The 18394-nt window shown below is 62.4% G+C and carries 14 protein-coding genes; 5 read left to right on the forward strand and 9 right to left on the reverse strand.

The window, feature by feature from the left end; genetic code table 11:
- Positions 1–33 precede the first annotated feature (33 nt).
- The 4 genes from ACYHH6_RS32605 to amrB all read left to right on the forward strand — a co-directional run bounded on the left by ACYHH6_RS32605 (position 34) and on the right by amrB (position 6042).
- Positions 34–426, forward strand: coding sequence for a hypothetical protein (locus ACYHH6_RS32605; protein WP_352585663.1), 393 nt, complete (start codon positions 34–36; stop codon positions 424–426).
- Positions 423–1136: a DUF4760 domain-containing protein gene (locus ACYHH6_RS32610; protein ID WP_352585661.1), complete on the forward strand. Its 714-nt coding sequence runs from the start codon at positions 423–425 to the stop codon at positions 1134–1136. Before ACYHH6_RS32605 ends, ACYHH6_RS32610 begins: the two co-directional genes overlap by 4 nt.
- Positions 1137–1194: 58 nt before the next feature.
- Complete coding sequence (locus tag ACYHH6_RS32615) at positions 1195–4170, forward strand: hypothetical protein (protein ID WP_352585659.1); 2976 nt, start codon at positions 1195–1197, stop codon at positions 4168–4170.
- 144 nt (positions 4171–4314) lie between these two features.
- Positions 4315–6042 carry an AmmeMemoRadiSam system protein B gene (amrB, locus tag ACYHH6_RS32620; RefSeq protein ID WP_352585657.1) on the forward strand — a complete coding sequence of 576 codons (1728 nt, stop codon included), beginning with the start codon at positions 4315–4317 and terminating at the stop codon, positions 6040–6042.
- 22 nt (positions 6043–6064) lie between these two features.
- Here the strand turns inward: amrB and ACYHH6_RS32625 are convergent, their stop codons facing one another.
- A complete protein-coding gene (locus ACYHH6_RS32625) occupies positions 6065–7903 on the reverse strand; it encodes an MORN repeat-containing protein (protein WP_352585655.1) in 1839 nt (612 codons plus the stop codon).
- Positions 7904–8053: 150 nt separating this feature from the next.
- A complete protein-coding gene (locus ACYHH6_RS32630) occupies positions 8054–9133 on the reverse strand; it encodes a trypsin-like serine peptidase (RefSeq protein WP_352585653.1) in 1080 nt (359 codons plus the stop codon).
- A gap of 402 nt (positions 9134–9535) precedes the next feature.
- On the opposite strand from ACYHH6_RS32630, the gene ACYHH6_RS32635 reads away from it, so the two are divergent.
- A complete protein-coding gene (locus ACYHH6_RS32635) occupies positions 9536–10627 on the forward strand; it encodes a S1 family serine peptidase (protein WP_352585652.1) in 1092 nt (363 codons plus the stop codon).
- An 84-nt stretch (positions 10628–10711) separates the two neighbouring features.
- Here ACYHH6_RS32635 and mgrA read toward each other — a convergent pair whose 3' ends face one another.
- The 7 genes from mgrA to ACYHH6_RS32670 all read right to left on the reverse strand — a co-directional run bounded on the left by mgrA (position 10712) and on the right by ACYHH6_RS32670 (position 18035).
- Positions 10712–11758, reverse strand: a complete 1047-nt coding sequence (gene mgrA, locus ACYHH6_RS32640) for an L-glyceraldehyde 3-phosphate reductase (RefSeq protein ID WP_352585650.1) — start codon at positions 11756–11758, stop codon at positions 10712–10714.
- A 57-nt stretch (positions 11759–11815) separates the two neighbouring features.
- Positions 11816–12958, reverse strand: coding sequence for a Gfo/Idh/MocA family protein (locus ACYHH6_RS32645; RefSeq protein WP_352585649.1), 1143 nt, complete (start codon positions 12956–12958; stop codon positions 11816–11818).
- Positions 12959–12969: 11 nt separating this feature from the next.
- Positions 12970–13716, reverse strand: coding sequence for a sugar phosphate isomerase/epimerase family protein (locus tag ACYHH6_RS32650; RefSeq protein WP_352585647.1), 747 nt, complete (start codon positions 13714–13716; stop codon positions 12970–12972).
- Between the two features lie 76 nt (positions 13717–13792).
- Positions 13793–14887, reverse strand: coding sequence for an ABC transporter ATP-binding protein (locus ACYHH6_RS32655; protein ID WP_352585645.1), 1095 nt, complete (start codon positions 14885–14887; stop codon positions 13793–13795).
- A gap of 5 nt (positions 14888–14892) precedes the next feature.
- The gene (locus ACYHH6_RS32660; RefSeq protein WP_352585643.1) at positions 14893–15828 is read right to left on the reverse strand and encodes a carbohydrate ABC transporter permease; all 936 of its coding nucleotides are present in this window, start codon (positions 15826–15828) and stop codon (positions 14893–14895) included.
- The gene (locus ACYHH6_RS32665) at positions 15821–16714 is read right to left on the reverse strand and encodes a carbohydrate ABC transporter permease (protein WP_352585642.1); all 894 of its coding nucleotides are present in this window, start codon (positions 16712–16714) and stop codon (positions 15821–15823) included. Before ACYHH6_RS32665 ends, ACYHH6_RS32660 begins: the two co-directional genes overlap by 8 nt.
- Before the next feature lie 82 nt (positions 16715–16796).
- Entirely contained in the window at positions 16797–18035 is a 1239-nt protein-coding gene (locus ACYHH6_RS32670) for an ABC transporter substrate-binding protein (protein ID WP_352585640.1), read from the reverse strand.
- Between the last annotated feature and the right edge of the window lie 359 nt (positions 18036–18394).

Here is an 18394-nt window from a genome sequence, read left to right on the forward strand (position 1 = left end):
CGCGGCGCCTCGTTGTACTGCGGGACGCAAAAGATGAGGACTTCAGTGACTATCCCCGTGCTCTCCTGGCGTGCAGCGATCGCCGGCCTTGCCGCCGGCTTGTTGCTGGTTGCCAGCGCCTCGGCGGACGAGAACTGCGGCCTGTGCGCCAAGCAGATCGTCACCAATTCCGAGCTCGCCACCTGCTTTCTCGACCAGTACGACCAAATCGCCAAGACCGGCGGCACGGCCGTCGTCGTCGATCTCTCCAGCTGCGCCTCGCGCGGCGTGGTCGAGCCCTTGCCGTCACCCAACAAGGCGGCTGCCGAACCGGACGTGCAGTTCATGATTTCGCGCACGCAGCTCGATTGCCTGAAAAAGAAACTGGAGGCGCCCGGCATCGTGCTCGATCCCTCCGCCACCATCCAACTGGACAGCTGCGGATGAAAAAGCCGGGGGGCACTGCAACACCAAAGTCGCCAGCCGCATCGGCGCCGGCACCGGCCAAGAAGCCGGAGAGCTTGCCGGAAACCACCGAAGGCTTTCCGTGGCCGAGCAGTCACGAGATCAAGAAGGAATCCAACCCGTTCACCGATCGCGACTGGCGCATGCTCGCCTACGCCTGGTCGGGCCTCGCCGTGCGCCTGGCGATCATCTTCACCCTCGGCTTCTCGGTCTTTCAGTTTCTGGCAAACCAGGAACAGAAACGCGTCGAGCAGACGATGTCGTTGGTCGAGCTTTGGGAAAGCAAGGATTTCCAGCAGGCGCAACGCGCACTCAAGGAGCGGCTGGCGGCGCTCAACGCCAAATATGACAATCTGCTCAGCGCCACGCCGTCGCCGACCGAGGAACAGGTGTTCCGGCAACGCATCGGCATCGAGGCAATGACGGCCGGGGGCGGCACCATGCCGATCGCCGATTTCAACGACAATTTCGACCGCATCGTCTATTTTCTCAACCGCCTCTCCATCTGCGTCGAGGGCAAGCTCTGCTCGCGCGATGTTGCCGACGCCTATTTCCGCGACTATGCGGTATCGTTCTGGAGCTACTTTGCCAGCTACATAGAAAAGGAACGCAAGACCGGTTCCGCGAACTATGCCCAGGCGATCGAGAACTATGTGCGCCACGAGTCGCCGCCGCCGACTGAATCCAAATAGCGGCGCAACGAAGGTGCCGGGCAGCTCTTATCTCTTGCGTGCTTTCCGGAGGCTGATCGTGGTCGGTCTTCTGGCGCTGGCGTCGACCGCGCGTGCCGAAGACCTCGATTTCCATCTCGATCTCAACACCGGCGGTCACAGTGCGAGGGTGACCGACCTTGCCTTCACGCCGGACGGCCAGGAACTGGTCTCGTCGTCGGACGACAAGACCATCCGCATCTGGGACTGGCAGAGTGGGGTGACGCTGCGCACCATTCGCGGCTATCTCGGTAACGGCAATGACGGCAAGATCTTTGCGATCGCCGTGTCGCCGGACGGCAAGACCATCGCCGCCGGCGGCTATTTCGGCGCCAGCATCGGCGACAAGCCGCCCTATGGCGATGTCAGGCTGTTCGATTTCGCCACCGGCAAGATCAAGGCCGTGCTCAAGGCCGCCGAGTTCGCGATCTACGACATCGCCTTTTCGCCGGACGGAAGCATGCTGGCCGCCGGCGGTGGCGATGGCTTCGTCTATCTGTGGCGCGTGGATGACAAATCCGCTTCGGGCTGGACGCTGGCCGCAAAACTCGATGCCGATTCCTGGCGTGTCGAAAAGCTCGCCTTCGCCGCCGCGGGAACCAGGCTGGCGGCGACGACCACCGACAATGGCATAAGGCTCTGGGATGTCGCCAAGGGCGAGGAAATCGCCTTGCCCGCCGAGGCCGAACCGCTGCGCGACGTCAGCGTCGCCGCACTCGCTGTCTCGCCGGATGGCAGCCTCTTCGCCACCGGCAGCAAGGACGGTGACGTCCAGTTCTGGCAGGCCAGCGACGGCAAGTTGGTCCGTTCCATGCCCAAGCAGGATTTTCAGATCGGCGCGCTGAGCTTCGCTACCGGCTCACGGCTTGTGGCGTCGTGCAGCTATCGCTGCGCTGACAAGTATCGCTCGGTGATCTGGAATACCGACAGTGGCGAGCAGGTGCTCGACTATCGCGGCCATGACGGCACGGTCTTTGCCAGCGCCAGCAATACCGACGGTTCGCTGGTGGCGACCGCTGGCGGCACCCGCAACGCCATCCAGCTCTGGAACCCCGCGACAGGCGAGCGCAAGGCACTGCTGCAAGGGGTCGGCGAACCGGTGACTTCTGTCGGCATCGATGCGGCGAGCAGCTCCATCGCCTGGGGCAATGCCAACCCCTGCCCCGAACGCGTGTCCTGTCCCGAGCTTCAGGGCACGCTGGACAAGACGCTGGCCCTGCCGACGGCCGAGCGGTTCTTCGAGGACCCGGAAGCGTTGTCGGAACAGAGCGCCTATGCCCGCGCCGTACTGGCCGACAGTGACTGGTCGCTTCGTGCTGTCCCCGGCGGCAAGGACGGCCTGGAAAATGCCGTGCTGGAAATCGCGAACGGCGGCAAGGTGGTCCACAGCATCGAGAACGCCGCCACCAATGGTTTCGTCCATTCGGCCTACACCCTGATTAGCAACGGTCTTGGCTTGATCACCGGCGGCAGCGACGGCACGCTGCTGGAGTACAAGACCACGACCGCCGCGGTGTCGGGCGAATTCACCGGCCACACCGGCGAGATCAATGCCATGGCCGCCTCGGAGAAGGACAGACTTCTGGTCACCGGCAGCGCCGACCAGACCGTGCGGCTGTGGAACTTGAAGACGCACAAACTGATCGTCTCGATGTTTTTTGCCGGCTCCGAATGGATCGTCTGGATGCCGCAGGGCTACTATTACTCCTCCGCCGATGGCGACAAATTGATCGGCTGGCACGTCAATCAGGGCCGTGATCATGAGGGACGTTTCATCAGCGCCGGCCAGTTGAAGAAATACCTCTGGAGCCCGGAAATGGTGCGCCGGGCCATTGTCCTGCGCAGCGCCGAACAGGCGGTCCAGGAAATGCGGCCCGGCGTCGACCGCGAGTTGGAAAAGCTGCTTTCGCGCAAGCCGCCGGAATTCGGCATCAAGCTAGCTGACGACCAGAGCAATGTCCGCGAGGGCTATGTCGCCGTCGAGATCACAGGTGCGCAGGAAGCCGGCGCTGATGTCGCAGGCTTTTCGATCCTGTCGAACAGCCGCAATGTCGGCGATGTCACGGCACGCTCGGCCGGTGGCGGCAAAAGCACCATCGTTGAGGTGCCGGTCGAGAATGGCGAAAACACCATCCGCATCACCGGCAACAATGAATTCGGCTATTTGACCGAGCGCAGCGTCACAGCACTTGGCCGGAAAACCGAGAAGCCCGCCAACAAGGGCAAGCTCTACGTCGCCGTGATCGGCGTCGACAAATATCCTTTCCTCACCGACGCCTGCGCCGGCCGCGCCTGCGATCTGCGCTACCCTGTCGACGACGCGACGGAATTCCTCAAGGTGATCTCGCAGAAATCGGCCCCCTTGTTCTCGTCGATGGAGACGCTGGTGCTGGTCAACCGCGAAGCACTGGAGGCGCCCGACGCCGGCAAGGACGTGTTCAAGGTCGCCAGCGCCGACAGCATCCTGGAGCCGGATTCGGACACGATCGACGACCAGCTCGCCGACTTCCTCGACAGACCCGGCGAGAACGACACCACCATCATTTTCGTCGCCGGCCACGGCATCAACATCGACGAGGACTATTATTTCATCCCGACCGACGGCCGCAAACAGGATGCCGAGCGCTGGAAGCGCTCCTCGCTCGTCGACTGGGGCGACATCCAGAAATCGGTCGAGCGCGCCAAGGGCATGCGCTTCATGCTGCTCGACACCTGCCATGCCGCCAACGCCTTCAATCCGCGCCTGGAAAAGGATGCGCAGGACGCACGCATCGTCGTCTTCTCGGCCACCGCCGCCAACAACACCGCCGCCGAACTGCCCGAGCTCGGCCATGGCGTCTTCACCTATTCGATCCTCGAAGGCCTGCGCGGCCGGGCCAAGACCTCCGATGGCGGCGTGACGCTGTTCGGCCTCGCCGACTACATTTCGCGCGAAGTGGTGCGGCTGACCGCGTCGAAGCAGAAGCCGTTCTACTATGTCGGCGGCGTCGAAAACATTGTTTTGGCTGAGCCGTGACCACGGCAGGACGGCGCCAAGGCACCCCCCTCTGTCCTGCCGGACATCTCCCCCTCAAGGGGGGGGATCAGCTGTCATCTGCGATTTCGCTCACCTTCAACCTTGCAAGAATGGTCGCGAGACCGCAGCTGCCAATCTCCCCCCTTGAGGGGGAGATGTCCGGCAGGACAGAAGGGGGGTGCCTGGGCGCGGACCATCATTCTTCTGATTTTTGCAATCACTCTCGTTTTTCCCCTTCACGCATTCGCCGCGCCCGTCGCCTGCCCACAAGGTACAGAGAACTTCCCATCCTTCTATGACGACCCCACCCTCTTCACCGACGCCATCGCCAGCGTCGCCGAAATCGAACCCTCCAACCAACGTCTCACCGGCATCATCGTGCCGCATCATTTGCTGGTCGCCGACCTTGTCGCGCTCGGTTTCCATGCCGCTACCGGCTTCCGCTACAAGCGCATCGTCATCCTGTCGCCGGACCATTTCCACAAGACGCAGAAGCTCTTCGCCACCACGACGCGCGGCTTCGACACCGTGCTTGGCCCGGTCGTGGCCGATACGGCAGCGGTGCGCCTGCTGGAAGCCAACATCGCCATGGTCGAAGACTCCTGCCTGTTTGCCAAGGAGCACGGCGTGCAGGCCATGCTGCCCTTCCTGCACCATTATTTTCCTGAGGCCGAAATCGTGCCCGTTGCGATGTCGGTCAAAGCCAAGCGCGGTGATTGGGACCGGCTGGCAGAGGCGCTGAAGGCGATCGTCGACAAGGACACGCTGATCGTCGAATCCACCGATTTCTCGCACTATCTGCCTCAGCATGACGCGCGGCGTTTCGACCAGCAGACACTGAACATGCTCGCCGCCGGTTCGCTCGACGGCATTGCTGCGCTGCAGCAACCGGACCATGCCGATTCCGTCGGCGCGCTGTACATCCAGACCAGGCTGCAGCGCGAACTGTTCGGCGCTGCGCCGCTGGTCGTCGCCAACGAGAATTCGCAGGCGCATTCGAGCGACTATGTCGAGAGCACCACCAGCTATGTCGTTGCCCTGTTCGGCGCTTTCGGCCCCGGTTTCAACAGCCCGGCCCGGCCAAACGACAAGCTCTATTATTTCGCCGGCGACGTGAATTTCGGCCGCGCCATGAAGAAGGTCCTGGTCCGCGACGGCATTGCCGAGAAGATAGTCAACAGCGTGCTTGCCCTGACCCGGTCAAGGCCGCTGATCGTCAACCTTGAAGGCGTCATCCTGCCCAACGTCCCCGAAGCGATCGACGACATGACGCTGGCCATGCCGACGGACCTCGCCATCGGCATGTTGAAGAAACTGCATGTCGCCGCCGTCAGCCTCGCCAACAACCATGCCTATGACCTCGGCCCGTCCGGCTATGCCGAGACTCTGGCCGCACTCGATGCGGCCGGCATCGCCCATTTCGGCCAGGGCGAGACCGAGGCGCTTGCCGATCTCGACATTGTCGGACTGACCGACATCGATACCAATGGCTCCAGCAACACCGACCTTTTGACGCCTGCATTGCTTGACCGGCTGCTGCACGACAATGCCGAGCGGCCGGTGGTCGCCTTTGTCCATTGGGGCCGCGAATACAAGACAGAGCCGTCGCCGCGCGAGGAGATGCTCGCCGACCAGATGCGGCTGCGCGGTGTCACGGCAATCGTCGGCGGACATCCGCATGTGTCGAGCGAGGCGATCCTGCCGCTCGCTGGCGGCGATGTGGCGGAGATCTATTCGCTCGGCAATTTCCTGTTCGACCAGAAGGCCGAGCGATCGTCCGGGTCGATGCTGGAACTCAGAATGTTCAGCCAGGGCACGATCTTTGCCCGGCTGATCCCGCTGCCCAACTATTTCGAGATGGGTTCGAAATAGAGCCATTCCGGGAAGCGACGGTTCAGCAGCCCTGCAGATCGGCCGGCAGGTAGCAGACCGCCGGCTTGGTCCTGGTTTCGAACAGAGACTGCTTCGGCTTGAAATAGAAGAATGTGGTGGGCTTGCTCTCGCGCGTGCTGCCGTCGGCGAAATGGGCGGCGATGCTGAAGCGATGGATCGACGACATCGACGACCACATCTTTAGCCGCGCCGTGTAGGCACCGAGGTTCTTGTTGCCGCGCACCGGCATGGGGATGCTGTAATCGGTTTTGCCGATCGGAAATTCGATGTTCTGGTAGCGCAGCGCTTCGGGCGAAGCGCCGCCGCCATCGCCGCATTCGGCGAGCGATTCGGGAACCTCGATGCTGACCAGCGAAACGACGACGCGAAACGGCTCGCTCTGCTGGTAGACAGCACCCTGATCGTCGGCCCAGGAATAATCGAGCTTGCCGATCCCGGTGACGCTCATCTTCTCGACGCTGCCGCTGATATAATCGGCAACATCGCCGAACTTGACCTTGTTGGCCACCTGGGCGCGGCAGACGTCAAGCGCGTCCCTCGACGGGCAAGTGAAGCGCTGGGTCTCGAGCGTGGTCGTATCGACGCCGGCCTCGGACAGCACATTCTTGACCGAGACGTCGACGCCGTCGCCGAAATTGCCGATGTCCTTCGTGAACATGCGGCTCGGCTCGCCGGTCACGTTGTCTTCCTCGTCAGTCCTGGTGAACTGGATCGACATCTTCATGTCCTTGACGTCGCCCCAGCCATTGTTGACGATCGAGAAATCGGGGCGGAATCCGACACAGCCATAGTGCTCGCTGATCGACAGCATTGGTTTGCGATAGGCTTCGCTGGAAGCTACCTTCATTTCCAGGCTGTCAAGCTTGACCCGCGACTGATCGGCGGTCTTGAGGTCGACTTCGGCGAAGGCCGGCGCCTGCTCCCAATCCATGCCGTCATAGACATTGCCGGTACGAACCTGCCCGGTGCCGTTCCAGGCATCGTTGTATTCGTCCGAAATCGGATAGATCGCGATGTCTTCGTCGCGCACCAGATTCTGGTACTGCATGTCGGCCTGCTGCGTCATGCGCTGGTCGACGGCAATGCCGATTTCGACCTTGTCTGCGGCGCCGCCGCCGGTTTGCGCCTTCAGCAGCCCACCCACTCGGGCATCGGCCAGCACGTCGGGACGCGCCCCACCGATCTCCTTGCCCATCGCCCATTGCGACCAGTAGACGGTGCCGCCCGGCAGCCGGGTGCGGCCCTTGCCGTTCTTCAACCCGTCGGCAAATGAGCCGGCGAATATTTCGCCAGTCTTCGTCTCCAGCCGGCCGCTACCATTCGGCACGCCGGTCGTGAATTGCCCTTCATAGCGATTGCCGTCGGCGTCGATATGGATGCCATGGCCGTCGAGCTGGCCGGCGACCCAATGGCCGTCGAGTATCTCGCCTGAGCGCAGTTCCAGTCGGCCCTGCCCATCGGGCCGGCCATTCCTGATCTCGCCGGAGTAACTGGAATAGATGGTCTTGGGGTCATAACTTGCGGAGCCGCGCACGCGCCAGACCAGCCTGCCCTTGCCGTTGACGGTGCCGTCGACCGCGACCGTCCGGTCCGGAGACTGGCCGGCGGCCGGCTCCCAGACGAAGTCGAGACCGAGTTCCGGATGGAAATCCCAGACCCGCACGTTCTTGCGCAGCACCGACCGCGTATCGCTCTGGTAGAGGATCTGCACCCGCTCGGCCCAGGCGCCATCAGGCGAGGCGCCACCTTGATCGGCCATAGCGGAAAAGCATGTCAGTGCGGCCAGCATGGATGCAGCCGCCATCGCCCTGACCCCGAAGATCATTCCTGCCCGCGCCATCGTTCCCAACCCCTTGGATCACCTAGCGTAAGCGCCGCCGCAAAACTGTGCAAGGGAGCGACTTCGATGCAAAAAACCGGCGACGGGAAGGTCCCGTCGCCGGTTTGGTATAGCCGGTTCTCGCCGCTGTTTGCCGGCGAAAGATCGGGTCTATTTGTACAGGCTGTTGATCCACTGCACGTTGGCGGCGTTCAGGCGCACGGCGGTGTTGGCATTCGGGCTTTCAGCCACGTTTACGCCGGTGACGACGCGCTGCTTGGCGCCATTGTCATAGGCGTAGACCGAGCTGCCGCTCGACCCCGGATAGGTGTCGCAGTCGTATTGGAAATACTCCACGCCGATGTTTTCGGCCTGCACTTCGCAGGTCGCCTTCCACATCGTGCCCATCGGCTTGTCGCCGGGATACCCGACGATATTGGCGGTGAAATCGCCCAGGTTCTCGTAGTTGGCATAGCCCAGCCAGCCGAGATTGGTGCCGATATCCTGCTTCAGCGTGATGATGCCGAGGTCCCACGGAATGACCGAGCCGTAGTAGCCCTGATAATTGTCGATGAAGCCCTGCAGGATGTAGACGCTCTCATAGGAGAAAGCGCCGAACGGTGCATCGTCTGCGGTGTTGCCGTTGAGTGCCGGCACGAAGATGACGTCGTCGAGCCAGGCCTTGTCTTCATTGCTGTAGAGGCAATGCGCGGCGGTGAGCACCGTGCGCGGGCCGATCAAGGTCCCCGAGCAGCTGCCATAACCGCTCTTGGCTTTGCCTTCGATATAGCCGATCGCGGTGAACGGGTAGGTCTTGGTGTTCTTGATCTGCTCGCGGTCGTCTGCCCCGAACACCTGGCGGCCGGCTTCGTCGCCGCCCGTCAGCCCCGTCTTGTCGACATTCGGTGCGTTGGCCGGCGCATTCAGTTCCTTGATGACAAGGTCCTTCAGCGTCTCGCCGGCATCGATCTTGATGTCCTTGCCATCGGCGGAACGGCCGACGATGCCATAGGATTTGACCGCCGTTGCCTCGTCGGTCAGCGGCGCTGCCCGGCTGGCTTCATCTTCGGTCAGCTTCGGCGGCGCGATCGGTTTTGCCCGGCCAGGCTGGTAGTCGCCCGTCCCGACATCGCGGATGCTTTCGCCGTTGCCGGCATTCGCGGAGCCGGGATCGGCGGCGAAGGCGGGCATCGCCCACAGTGCGGTGGATAGCAATGCGGACGCAATGATAGTGCTTGTCAGTTTTGTCATGGTGAGACTCTCCCAAAAGTCAGCAAGGAGTGGATCAAAATACAGAAATATTGTCGAGATCGTGGTGGCGTTAAAAAATCAGTTTGGTTACCCGCCCGTGTCGGATCATCATTCCGGACGGCCTCGTTAAAGTCCTCCGCCAAACGCACCCGCGTCGATATACTGCCTAAAAGAATCCAACATTGGCAATGACAAATCGCTTCCACGTAGCCCGTGGGGGGCTATAGGGTTTGGGTGGGCTCTGCCCGGCGGGGCACGATTAGCAAAAGTGGTGTTTCGGTTTTATGACCGCTCGCGCGCCGTTCGATATAGCGCAAGGTGCGAGCGGCGTACCGGTTCGCCCAGGCTGATTTTGCGCTAGCTTGGCATCGCCCGCCAATTTTCATCTCAGGAGGTTTCAAGGTGAACATTTTCCATCGGTTCAGGCCGCTCGCCGCTGCATCGCTGTTGGGCATCGCGGCTGCTTTTCCCGCCGTCAACGCGCTGCAGGCGGCCGACGCCGCCGCCAGGTCGGAAGCGGCGGTCTCGCCGATGCAACGCGTCGCCGAAGCCAGGGACAAGGCCAAGGCCGAGAACCCCGACGGCGCCGACCGCGTCTATGGCGGCAAGGAAGCCGACAAGGGCGCCTATCCATTCCAGGTCGCGCTGCTGACCACCGCGCGGCTGGATCCCAGCCCGGCCTCACAGCCGAACGCGCAATTCTGCGGCGGCAGCCTGATCGCGCCGCAATGGGTGCTGACGGCGGCGCACTGCCTCAACGACAAGGGCCGGCCGATTTCGCCCGAGACGGTGACCGTGCTAACCGGCGCCACCGATCTCACCGAAGGCAAGCGCTACAAGGTGGTCGAGGTCATCGTCAACGAGAACTACAGCGAACAGACGCTGGACAATGATCTCGGCCTGCTCCGGCTGGCCGAGCCCGCCGATGCGCCGGTCATCAAAATCACCAATGAGCCGACGCCCGATAGCGGCAAGACCACGGTCATCGGCTGGGGCAAGATGCAGGACGGCACCTTCCCGACCGCGCTGATGGTCGCCGATCTCGATCTCGAGCCGAGCGCTGCCTGCAACAGCGGCATCAAGTCGATCTATGCACGCGACCTCAAGGCGGCGCTCAGCGACCTCTCGCACCGCATGCGTTATTCGGAAAAGGGCATCGATGCCGCCGCCAATGCGATTGCCGCCGATATGTCCGATCCGCTTACCAACAATATGATCTGCGCCGGCACCGACAGCGGCGAACGCGACGCCTGCAACGGCGACAGCGGCGGGCCGCTGTTCATGACCGGCGCCGACGGTCCGGTCCAGGTCGGCGTCGTCAGCTGGGGCGAAGGTCCGTCCGACGGCACCGCCGCCTGCGGCCACAAGAACGCCTACGGCATCTACACGCGGCTGGCCAACTACACCGGCTGGATCGAAGCCAAGATGAAGACCCCGGCTCCGGCCGCCGCGGCAGCGCCCAAGGCTGGTCTCGGCACCGCCAAGAAGCCCTGAGGCAAGAACGGTTCATCGTCTCATGAAAATGCAAAACGGCGGGATCCTCCCGCCGTTTTGATTCGTATCGTTTGCCGGCTGTGCTTACTTCCTCGGCGGGCCTTTGCGCTCTGCCGAAGCCGCCCACAGATTGATGTCGGACTCGCGCGCGTAAGTGTCGATCTCGGCGAGCTCGGCGTCGCTGAACTCGAGCACCTTAAGCGCACCGACGCAGTCCTCGACCTGTTCGGGCCGGCTGGCGCCGATCAGAGCCGAGGTCACCCGGCCCTTGCGCAGCACCCAGGCCAGCGCCATCTGCGCCAGCGTCTGGCCACGCTTGCCGGCGATCGCATTCAGCGCCTTGATGTTGGCGATGGTCTTGTCATTGATGAAGGCGGGCCGCAACGACTTGCCTTGGGCAGCGCGGCTGCCCTCGGGGATGCCGCCGAGATATTTGTCGGTCAGCATGCCTTGCGCCAGCGGCGAGAACACGATCGAGCCGACGCCGAGCCCTTCCAGCGTATCGAGCAGCCCATCCTCTTCGACCCAGCGGTTGAGCATCGAATAGCTCGGCTGATGGATGATGCAGGGCGTGCCGAGCTGCTTCAATATGTCGGCCGCCTCGCGCGTGCGCTGCGAATTGTAGGACGAGATGCCGGCATAGAGCGCCTTGCCTGAACGCACCGCATGGTCGAGCGCGCCCATCGTTTCTTCCAGCGGCGTGTCCGGGTCGAAGCGGTGCGAATAGAAGATGTCGACATAGTCGAGCCCCATCCGCTTGAGGCTCTGGTCGAGGCTGGCCAGCACATATTTGCGGCTGCCCCATTCGCCGTAAGGACCGGCCCACATCTCGTAGCCGGCCTTTGTCGAGATGATCAGCTCGTCGCGATAGCCGGCGAAATCGGTGCGCAATATGTCGCCGAAGGCGATCTCGGCCGAGCCGGGCGGCGGGCCGTAATTGTTGGCGAGATCGAAATGGGTGATGCCGAGATCGAAGGCCTTGCGCGCAATCGCCTGCTTGGTCTTGTGCGGCGTGTCGTTACCGAAATTGTGCCACAGGCCGAGCGAGATCGCCGGCAGCTTCAGGCCGGATCGCCCGCACCTGTTATAGACCATTTTCTCATAGCGGTTTTCAGCCGGCTGCCAGCGCATGGGTACATATCCTGGATTGAATGGGTGTCGGCGCGAGCGCGCCGACACCCTTCTACCTCATTTCTTCTTCGCCAACAGCCCTTTTGCGTCCTTGACGCCGAGTGCAGCCGGCCGCTCGCAGGTGGTCTGCATGGTGACGAACTTGCCGGTCTCGCCCGACCGCAACAGCCCGGTCATGACGTCGACCGCATGCAGTGCCAGTTCCATCGAGCAGCGGTGCGGCCGGCCCTCGGCGATTGCCAGCGCCATGTCGGCAAGGCCTGCGGTGCGGTAATTGGCCATCATGCCCTGCCCGTGCATTTCGTTCGGCACGCCGAACGGATGCTTCCATTTCGGCAGTTTCTTCACCGGCTTGGCAGCCTCGGTGATGCGCACGTCGCCACCGAAGAAATTCGGATCCGGCACATAGACCGTACCCGCCTCGCCATAGAGTTCCATCGGCGCATGGCCATGGCTCCAGACGTCCCAGCTGGTGTTGAGGGTGATCACCGCGCCGTTCTCGAACTCGAGCAGGCCATGGATGGTCGTCGGCGTGTTGACCGGGATCTTTTCACCCGCACGCGGCTTTGAGCTGATGGTGCGTTCCTTGGCAGGCGTGGTCGCAACGGCCGCCACCTGCTTCACCGGGCCGATCAGCTGGATCAGGTTGGTAATGTAGTACGGTCCGATGTCGAGCACCGGCCCGGCGCCCGGCTGGAAGAAGAAATCCGGGTTGGGGTGCCAGTGCTCCATGCCGTGACCCATGACATGGCAAGTGCCGCTGGTGATCCTGCCCAGCGTGCCATTGTCGATGAGGTTGCGCACCAGTTGGTGCGCGCCGCCGAGGAAAGTGTCCGGGGCCGAGCCGATGCGCAGACCCTTCTTCTCGGCGCGGCTCTTCAGGTCGAGCCCTTCCTTGATCGACAGCACGAACGGCTTTTCCGAATAGACATGCTTGCCGGCGTCGAGGATCTGCTTGGACACGTCGTAGTGCACGGCGGGGATGGTCAGGTTGACGATGATGTCGATCTCGTCGTCCTTGAGCAGTTCGTCGACAGTCTCGGCGCGCAGCTTGAATTCTTTCGCCCGTGCCTTCGCCGCGTCCATGTTGATGTCGGCGCAAGCGCGCATCTCGATGCCCCGAAACAGCGGCGCCAGCGAGAAATACGCCTTCGAGATGTTGCCGCAGCCGATGACGCCGATACCCAGTTTCTTTGCCATGATGATTGTTCCTAGTAAGCCTTGACGGAAGCGAGCGAGCGGCTGGCGAAGCGATCGATGTCGTTGGGGTTGTCCTGTTCCATGACGTAATATTTGGCCGCGCTCTTGGCGCGCAGTGTCTTGATCAGGCCGGCCCAGTCAATGGTGCCGTGGCCGACATCCGACCAACCATCCTCGTCAAGCCCTTCGCCTGCTTTGGCCATGTCCTTGACATGGACGGCGCTGATGCGCTTGCCGTGCTTTTCGATCCACGGTAACGGATCGACGCCGCCGCGGATCACCCAGGCGACATCCATCTCCCAGCCGATGTCGGGCGCGGCCGACAGAATATGATCCTGCGGCACCGAGCCGTCGGCGAGTTTCTTGAACTCGAAATCATGGTTGTGCCAGGCAAAGCCGTAACCGGCCTTTTTTGCGGTTTCGCCGACCTTGGCAAGGCGCTCGCCAAAGCCGCGCCAGCCGGCGGCATCGGCCGGCCGCTGTTCGGCCATGAGATAGGGGCAGATGACCAGCGTGATGCCGAGCGCGTCGGCCGTTTTGCGCACGCCGTCGAAGTCGTTCTCCAGCGCATCGATCGAGAAATGCCCGGTCGGCATCGCAAGCCCGTTCTTGTCGAGCTCGGCGCGGAACGCCTTGGGGTCGTCATAGACGCCGCCGAAGCCTTCGACTTCCTTGTAGCCGACCTTGCCCAGCATTTTGAGGATGCCGTCCCAGGGCAGAAAATTGCGGGCGCTGTAGAGTTGGAATGACCAGTTCATCGTCTTTATCCGTTTCTTGGGTGGTGGGTCTTGGGGGATCGTTCTTGGGGGATGTGATTGGGATGATTTTCAAAAATTACAGGCGATTGCCGGTCGCCGCGTCGAACAGCGAGGCGCGCGCCGGATCGAAACCGAATTGGACCGGATCGCCGCTGCGCAGCGTCCTTTCCGCCTCGACGCGGAACGAAAGGTTGCGGCCGCCGAGCTTGGTCCACACCAGCGTGTCGGAACCCATCGGCTCGACGATCTCGACGGAACCGCTGGCGGAAAACGGCATCGACTTCGCCGCGTCACCGAAGGCGATGTGTTCGGGCCGGATGCCGAGCACGCAAGCGCCGGTGGGGCGCTCCGTACCGTCAAAGGCATAGCGCTCAAGCGGCACCGAAACACCGTCCGTCTTGAACGTCGGACCGGCCTCCAGTTCCCCTTCAAGGAAATTCATCGCCGGCGAGCCGAGGAAGCCGGCGACGAAGCGGTTGACCGGGCGGTTGTAGATCGTCTGCGGCGCATCGAGCTGCTGGATGACGCCGCCTTTCATCACCGCAATGCGATCGGCCAGCGTCATTGCCTCGATCTGGTCGTGGGTGACGTAGATCATGGTGTTCTGCAGATTGCGGTGCAGAAGCTTGATCTCGACCCGCAGCTCGGCGCGCAGCTTGGCATCGAGATTGGACAGCGGCTCGTCGAACAGGAAGACGTCGACGTCGCGCACCAGCGCCCGCCCGATCGCCACGCGCTGGCGCTGGCCGCCGGACAATGCCGCCGGCTTGCGCTGCAGCAGCGGCTCGATCTGCAGGATCTCCGCGGCGCGCGCGATGCGCTTGGCGATCTCGTCCCTGGGCACGCCGGCAACGCGCAGGCCGAAGGACAGGTTCTTCTCCACCGTCATCTGCGGGTAGAGCGCATAGGACTGGAACACCATGCCGATGCCGCGGTCCTTTGGCTCCTCCCAGGTGACGTTCTTGCCCTTGATGAAGATGCGGCCATCGGAAATGTCGAGCAGCCCGGCGATGCAGTTGAGCAAGGTCGACTTGCCGCAGCCCGAGGGACCGAGCAGCACGATGAACTCGCCCTCGGCGACATCGAGGTTGAGCGTCTGCAACACCGACACAGAGCCGAAATTGAGCGACAGATCCTGGATCGAAACGCTGGTGCCGTTGGCTGCCGTCATCGCCATCACCCTTTCACCGCGCCGGCGGCGATGCCGCGCACGAAAAGCTTGCCGGAGATGAAGTAGACGATGAGTGGCACAAGGCCGGTCAGGATGGTTGCGGCCATGTTGACGTTGTACTCCTTCACGCCTTGTACCGAATTGACGATGTTGTTGAGTTGCACCGTCATCGGATAGGTGTCGGGGCGGGTGTAGACGACGCCGAACAGGAAGTCGTTCCAGATGCCGGTGACCTGCAGGATGATGGCGACGACGAAGATCGGCAGTGACATCGGCGCCATGATGCGCAGGAAGATGCCCCAGAAGCCGGCGCCGTCGACACGCGCCGCCCGGAACAGCTCTTCCGGCATCGAGGCGAAATAGTTGCGGAACAGCAGCGTCAGGATCGGCATGCCGAAGATCGAGTGCACGATCACCAGCCCGCTCAGGCTGCCATAGAGGCCGATCTCGCGCAGGATGATGACGATCGGATAGATCATCACCTGGTAGGGGATGAAGGCGCCGACGATCAGGATGACGAAGAATGTGTCGGCGCCCTTGAAGCGCCAGTTGGCGAGCGCATAGCCGTTGACCGAGGCAATCGCGATCGACAGCAGCACCGAGGGGACGGTGATGCGCACCGAATTCCAGAAGCCGCGCGAAAGCCCGTCGCAATTGAGGCCGGTGCAGGCCGTCGCCCACGCCTTGACCCACGGCTCGAAGGTGATTTCGAGCGGCGGCGAAAAGATGTTGCCGAGCCGGATCTCGGGCATGCCCTTGAGCGAAGTGACAACCATCACGTAGAGCGGCAGCAAATAGTAGACCGCCATCACGAACAGCGTGCCATAGAGGAAGATGTTGCGGCGCGAGAAGACATGCCGCGGCTTTGGTCCGCTCGGCCCCAAGGCTTCGCGCCCGATGGCACCCGCGCCGGCGGGCAAGGAGACGGCCTGGTCAGCCACGCTTCCGGCCTCCAAATTCGAGATAGGCCCACGGCACGACGACGATCACCACCGAGAGCAGCATCATGGTCGAGGCGGCAAAGCCCTGGCCGAGATTCTGGGCGAAGAACATGTAGTCGTAGACATACTTCGCCGGCACTTCGGAGGCGATGCCCGGACCGCCGCTGGTCTGGGCGACGACGAGGTCGTAGACCTTGACGATGCCCGAGGCGATGATGACCAGCGTGGTGATGAAGACCGGCCGCATCATCGGAATGACTATGAACAGATAGGTCTTCCACATTGGAATCCCGTCGACCCGCGCCGCCTTCCATATGTCCTCATCAATGCCGCGCAGGCCGGCCAGCATCAGGCACATGATGAGACCGGTGCCTTGCCACAGCGCCGCGATCGAAATGCCGTAGATGACGATGCTGGAATTATAGAGCGGGTCGAAGCTGAAGCTCGTCCAGCCGAGGTCCCGCACCACACGCTGGATGCCGAAATCCGGATTGAGCAGCCACTGCCACACAAGGCCGGTGACGATGAAGGAAAGCGCGAATGGGTAGAGGAAGATAGTGCGGAACGTGTCCTCGAAGCGGATCTTCTGATCGAGAAGTGCGGCAAGCAGGAAGCCGATGACCAGCGAGAACACCAGCGAGATCGCGCCGTAGATCAACAGATTCTCGATCGAGATCAGCCAGCGCGGTGTCGACCACAGCCGGTAGTACTGATCGAGTCCGACAAAATTCAGCCGCGGCAAGAGCTTCGAATTGGTGAAGGAATAGAGCACCGTCCACAACGTGCCGCCAACGAAGACCACCGACGCGGTGAGGATCATCGGGATCGAGGCGACCTTCGCATTGAGGTTGCGGAACAGCGGGGTGGGGCGTTCGCTCTTGCTCATATCGTCAGCCGGCTGGGTAAGGGCGTTGCGATCCCGGCCCTGCTTGTGGCAAGGCCGGGAGCGAGGTGGATTGCCTCCAACGTCAGTCTGCCGCCGCGATGAGGTCGGCGAAGCGCTTCTGCGCCTCTTCCACCGTCATGTCCGGCTTGGCGAAGAATTCGGCGAAGAGATCTTCCTTCTGCTTCTGGGTGTCCTGCGACATCAACTGGTCCGTCCATGGGATGACGGCACCCTTGGCGAGGATGGCGAGGCCCTTCTTCATGCAGTCATTGGCGGCGTTCAAGTCGACGTCGCCGCGTACCGGCAACGAACCCTTCTTGAGGTTGAAGGCGACCTGCGTCTTGGGATCGAGCAGCGTTTCGGCCAGCACTTCCTGCGCCTTGGACTTGTCGGCATCCTTGAGCAGCGGGAAGTAGAAAGCGTCGCCGCCGGTGGCGATGACTTCGTTCAAACCAAGGCCCGGCAGGCAGGTGTAGTCCTTGCCGGCGACCTTGCCGGCAACCTGGAATTCGCCCTGCGCCCAGTCGCCCATGATCTGGCCGCCGGCCTTGCCGGTGATGACCAGATTGGTCGCCTGGTTCCAGTCCTGGACATTGGTGTTCTTGGCCATCTTGCGGGCATCGTCGGCGGCCTTGAAGACCTTGGCGATCTCGGGTCCGGCGGCGAATTTGGCGTCCTTGTCCTTGTAGACCTTGAGGAACGCGTCGGTGCCGCCCACGGCCGCCAGCAGCACGTCGAAGGCGCCGGAGGACTGCCAGGCCTGTCCGCCGACGGCGAGCGGGATGATGCCGGCTTTTTCCAGCGCGGGCGCAGCCGCGACGAATTCATTCCAGTCCTTCGGCAGCGGCACGCCGGCCTTTTCGAAGGCCTCGTTCGACAGCCACAGCCACTGCCAGGAATGGATGTTGACCGGTACGCAATAGATCTTGCCGTCGATGGTGCAGCTGTCGAGCAGGCTCTTCGGCCGCACGATTTCCGTCCACTTGCCCTTGGTGGCGACATCGGTGAGGTCGCGCATCAGGCCGGCCTGCACCAGTTCTTCCGCCTGCCGGCCGTGGTTGAACTGGGTGGCGCCCATCGGATCGCCGCCGGTGATGCGGCTGATCATGATTGGCCGCGCCGTGCCGCCGGACCCGGCGATGGCGCCGTCGACCCAGTGGTTGCCGGTGGCATCAAAGGCCTTGGCGAGTTCCGCAACCGCCGCCGCCTCACCGCCCGACGTCCACCAATGGGTGACTTCTAGGTCGGTCGCGGCTGCCGGGCCGGCAAATTGCAGCGCGGCCGTCGCGGCAAGAGCAGCGGTCAAAAGTTTATAGCGCATTTCGGTTCCTCCCAGAATCTGAAACGTTACAGATTTTCGATACGGCAATTGTGCGGTGCGTGCAACCCCTGAGGTAAACACGGCCCAATATTTTTTCGAGGCGCGAACAAATTCATTGCGTGCAAGTCGGCAAACTCCGCGCAAAACCGGCTGTTGCGCTGCAAAATCATGCTGCAGTGCAAGAAAACCGTCTCGAACCTGATTGGTCGCGCAACGTTCCTGGCCGCGAAAACCCTGTCCAAAACCATGGCTTGAGAGACCCGCGCGGCTCAATGTTGGCAATCTGTAACGTTTCAGTATATTGAAGCTCGGCGGGTGAACGGCCGTGCCACATCGTCATCGAAGCGATTGTCGGCTGG

The sequence above is a fragment of the Mesorhizobium sp. P171375 genome (assembly GCF_057786075.1).